Origin of the sequence: Desulfococcus sp., from assembly GCF_050178255.1 — a bacterium.
Lineage (GTDB): Bacteria > Desulfobacterota > Desulfobacteria > Desulfobacterales > Desulfococcaceae > Desulfococcus > Desulfococcus multivorans.
The window spans coordinates 4,614-8,759 of record NZ_JBFXGG010000120.1 but is presented as its reverse complement, the minus strand read 5'-3'; the positions used below and the strand labels follow the sequence as shown (position 1 = coordinate 8,759).

At 59.4% G+C, this 4,146-nt stretch carries 5 protein-coding genes; 1 reads left to right on the top strand and 4 read right to left on the bottom strand.

Features of this window, described 5'->3' with window-relative positions; translation table 11 throughout:
- On the top strand, nucleotides 1-314 hold a 314-nt coding region (locus tag AB7S84_RS14915; RefSeq protein WP_428155416.1), incomplete at its 5' end, for a hypothetical protein.
- Between the two features lie 199 nt (nucleotides 315-513).
- Here the strand turns inward: AB7S84_RS14915 and AB7S84_RS14910 are convergent.
- From AB7S84_RS14910 to AB7S84_RS14895, 4 genes are all read right to left on the bottom strand, one after another.
- Nucleotides 514-1,329 carry an alpha/beta hydrolase gene (locus tag AB7S84_RS14910; RefSeq protein WP_428155414.1) on the bottom strand — a complete coding sequence of 272 codons (816 nt, stop codon included), beginning with the start codon at nucleotides 1,327-1,329 and terminating at the stop codon, nucleotides 514-516.
- A gap of 29 nt (nucleotides 1,330-1,358) precedes the next feature.
- The gene (gene ettA / locus AB7S84_RS14905; RefSeq protein WP_428155412.1) at nucleotides 1,359-3,044 is read right to left on the bottom strand and encodes an energy-dependent translational throttle protein EttA; all 1,686 of its coding nucleotides are present in this window, start codon (nucleotides 3,042-3,044) and stop codon (nucleotides 1,359-1,361) included.
- Complete coding sequence (locus tag AB7S84_RS14900) at nucleotides 3,037-3,459, bottom strand: hypothetical protein (RefSeq protein ID WP_020877509.1); 423 nt, start codon at nucleotides 3,457-3,459, stop codon at nucleotides 3,037-3,039. The genes ettA and AB7S84_RS14900 overlap by 8 nt, the downstream gene beginning before the upstream one ends.
- 140 nt (nucleotides 3,460-3,599) lie before the next feature.
- Nucleotides 3,600-4,146, bottom strand: a 547-nt coding sequence (locus AB7S84_RS14895; RefSeq protein ID WP_428155410.1) for a tyrosine-type recombinase/integrase, incomplete at its 5' end; no start/stop codon positions are given.

Below are 4,146 nucleotides of genomic sequence, written 5' to 3'. Positions count from 1 at the left end.
GCATGCAGGATTTCTCCGGGAAGGTCGAGATCGTGAAAGCGGGTTTTCCCCTCGGCGACGGGAACCTCGAAACTCGAAAGATCCCATCCGTCGTGCCGGGCAGACGCCGCCCTCTCGTCATCAACGGCCGGCTCGGGTTTCGCTTTTCCTTTTTTCCGCGGTCGACGCCGTTTCGGTCGGGGCCTTTCGGCCTCCGCGCGATCGCTGTCGTCACCTTCGGCCGCTGCGCCTTTTCGGGTACCCGCATCCCCGGATGCGACGGGCTTTCCCCGAAGGATTTTGTCGCGGCTTTCAACATCCTGTTCAGGATCTGATGTCGCCTCTGGTTTCTGATCGGGTTTCGTATTCGAGTTTCGAAATCGCTTCAGTTTGTTCCGGATATTGTTGAATAGGGATTTAACCATCAAATGTTGTATATTCTCCTTCTGATATGTGTCGCAACGTCAATTGCGGTCGTCTGTTTCCGGCAAACGGGGCAACAGGGGGGGCTTCAAGCCTTCGGCTTCCGCTTTCTCACCCGGCCGACCCGCTGATGCCTTTGATAAATGTCTGCACGGCGTCCATGTAATCGGCATAACCGACATAGAGCAGGTCGTTGTGATCGGCTCCCGGTATCATCAGCAGGCGCTTTCGCACCGCGCCGCAGGCTTCGTAAAGGGCCCGGCCGTCGCCCGAGGGGATGATATGGTCCCTCTCCGCATGGATGATCAGGCAGTCCCGGCTCACCGAGCGGATCTTGTCGATGTTCCGGAAGCCCTTTTTTTCCTCGAATCCAACAGCGGCGACATCGACCCCCAGAAGCGCCAGCAGCGGACCGGCCCAGGCGAACCCGCTCTCGATGATGACCCCGTGGATCCCGTCTTCATAACAGGCGGCCAGCTCCAGGGCCGACGCACTGCCCAGGGACCGCCCCATGACCGCCAGGGGGCCCGTGCAGCCGTTGTCGGAGAGCCATTTCAGGGTAAAGCCCAGGATGATGTGGCAGTCTCGCATCATGGCCGTCACGGTGGGGCTTCCGGTGGAGCGGCCATACCCCCGATAATCCACCGGCAGGAAATTGATCCCCATCCGGTTGTAGACCGGACCCAGGTCGTCGTAGTCGGAGACGATTTCACCGTTGCCGTGGAAAAAAAGGATGTTGGGCGCCGTCTTGCCCGCGATGTGAAAACGCCCGCCGATCTCGACCCCTTCTTCGACGGGAATGCTCACCGTGATCCCCGGCGCGTCGTCCCCGCCGCCCAAAGGCCTTTCACCACGCGGATGGAACAGCACCGCCGTGATCTCCGGGCGATCCAGAGGCCCGTAGTCGATTGTCGTCATGTCTGTCATGCCTGGAAACTCCTCCTCGCCGTGCCGGTTCAGGTTCGGGTCAGCCGGCGGTACCGGATGCGGTGGGGAACGTCGGCATCCGCGCCCAGCCGCGCCTTGCGGTCCTTTTCATAATCGGAATAATTGCCTTCGAACCAGACGACCTGACTCTCGCCTTCGAAAGCCAGAATGTGAGTGGCGATCCGGTCCAGAAACCATCGGTCATGGCTGATCACCACGGCACACCCCGCGAAGTTTTCCAGGGCCTCCTCCAGGGCTCGCATGGTATTGACGTCCAGGTCGTTGGTGGGTTCGTCCAGCAGCAGCACGTTGGCCCCCTGTTTGAGGATTCTGGCCAGGTGAACCCGGTTCCGCTCGCCGCCCGACAACATACCGACCTTCTTCTGCTGATCCGAGCCTGAAAAATTGAACCGTGCCACATAGGCACGGGAATTTACCTCCCGATTGCCCAGGGTGATGGTATCCTTGCCGTCGGAGATGGTCTCCCAGATATTCTTTTCTGGCGAGAGCACGTCCCGACTCTGATCCACATAGGCCAGAGACACGGTGTCCCCGACCTTGAAGGTACCCGCGTCGGGCTTCTCCTGGCCGGTGATCATCCGGAACAGGGTCGTCTTTCCGGCGCCGTTGGGACCGATGACGCCGACAATGGCCCCCGGCGGGACGGCAAAGGAGAGATCCTCCATCAGGAGCAGATCACCGTAGGCCTTGGTGACGGCCTCCGCTGAAATGACCTCGTTCCCGAGCCGGGGCCCCGGCGGAATGTAGATTTCCTGATCCTCGTTTCGTTTTTCCGTCTCCTGCTTCAGCAGCGATTCATAGGCGGTGATGCGGGCCTTGGACTTGGACCGCCGCCCCTTGGGCGACATGCGGATCCACTCCATCTCCCGCTCGAGGGTTTTCCGGCGCTGACTCTCCTGTTTTTCCTCCTTGGCGAGCCGCTTGTGCTTCTGCTCCAGCCAGGAGGAATAGTTTCCCTTCCAGGGAATGCCGTAGCCGCGATCCAACTCGAGGATCCACCCCGCCACGTTGTCCAGGAAATACCGGTCGTGGGTCACGGCAATGACGGTCCCGGCGTAATTCTGGAGATGGTGCTCGAGCCAGGCCACCGACTCGGCGTCGAGATGGTTGGTGGGCTCATCCAGCAGCAGGATATCCGGCTTCTGGAGCAACAGCCGGCAGAGGGCGGTTCGGCGCCGCTCGCCGCCGGACAGCACACTCACGGGGGTGTCGCCCGGCGGGCAGCGGAGGGCGTCCATGGCCATCTCCAGCCGGGCATCGAGGTCCCACGCATCCAACGCGTCGAGCTTGTCCTGGACCTCACCCTGCCGTTTCAGGAGACGGTCCATCTCATCGTCGCTCATGGGTTCGGCAAACTGCTCGTTGATGCGATTGAATTCGTTCATGAGGTCCACGGTCTCCCGGACCCCCTCCTCCACCACCGCGCGGACGGTTTTGTCGACATCCACCAGCGGCTCCTGCTCCAGGAAACCGACGGTGTACCCTTCGGATAGAATCGTCTCTCCGTTATAGTCGGTGTCCACCCCCGCCATGATCCTGAGCAGCGTCGACTTGCCGGCGCCGTTGAGGCCCAGCACCCCGATTTTCGCGCCGTAAAAATACGAGAGCGATATATCCTTGATGATCGGCTTCTTGTTGTGGAACTTGCTGACGCCGATCATCGAATAGATGACCTTGTTTCCCGGTTCACTCATCGCAAACTCCCTTTTGATCCGCCTCGAATTTCAAGAACAGATGCCCCTCTCGGCCGTCGATTTCCGGCCTGTTGTCGTTCCAGTCGATAATCCGGCACCCGTCCGTCTCCTCGGAGGGATATGAGCAGCCGATGTACGGCATCAACGGGTCTCCGGCCACGGATTTGTAGTTGGTCAACAGCGCTTTACCCTTTGAGATGCCGTCCAGTTCAAGTAATCGAGACAGGAATATCCGGCACTCGCCCTCAAAGAGGTCGGTGGTGTCCCGAAATTGGCGGATGCGATCCCGAAACAGGTGGAGTGCGGCGTCCTTGCTCGCGGCATCGACGAGAAGGTTGAACTCGCCATGCCTTCTGTCTTCCTCGGATTCTTCCTGCTGGTTGGTTGTATGAAGAAAGCTTCCGATATAAATCATGATCCTTCCTTTCCATAGTGAAGCACAGCGCAATCCGTCAAATAGGCTCTTCAGGCTAAACCTATATATATAGCCATCGATGGATGATGCGTCAATTTTTTCCGGAATAATACCACAACCGTCTTTGTTCAATCGACCCCTTATCCCCGGGGATGATATTTCTCGTGGATCTCCTGCAGCCGCTTCCGGGCCACATGGGTGTAGATCTGGGTGGAAGAGATATCGGCATGACCGAGCATCATCTGGATCGATCTCAGATCCGCACCGTTCTCGAGAAGATGGCTGGCAAAGGCGTGCCGAAAACTGTGGGGGGTGATGCGTTTTCGGATGCCGGACCGGTCGGCATATTGTTTCAGGATCTTCCAGAACCCTTGCCGCGTCATCGGCTTTCCGGCCCTGGCAACGAACAGAACGGGGCTGTCGCATCCCTTGAGAAGCAGGGGCCTTGCGGTTTCGAGGTAGAAGATCAGTTTTTCCCTGGCGTGAAGCCCGATGGGGACGAGCCTTTCCGCAGCCCCCTTCCCCTTCACTTTCAGGCAGCAGACCTCCAGGTTGACGTCGTGCCGTTTCAGGTTCACGAGCTCCGACACCCGCAACCCCGCGGCATAGAGCAGCTCCAGCATGGCCGCGTTTCTCGCGCCTGAAGGACGGGTCGTGTCCGGTGCGGTCAGAAGCCGCTCCACCTCC

Bases quoted from the DNA above. Each gene is read 5' to 3' on its own strand.
- AB7S84_RS14910 (WP_428155414.1), bottom strand. From the start codon at position 1,329: ATGACAGACATGACGACAATCGACTACGGGCCTCTGGATCGCCCGGAG.
- ettA (WP_428155412.1), bottom strand. From the start codon at position 3,044: ATGAGTGAACCGGGAAACAAGGTCATCTATTCGATGATCGGCGTCAGC.
- AB7S84_RS14900 (WP_020877509.1), bottom strand. From the start codon at position 3,459: ATGATTTATATCGGAAGCTTTCTTCATACAACCAACCAGCAGGAAGAA.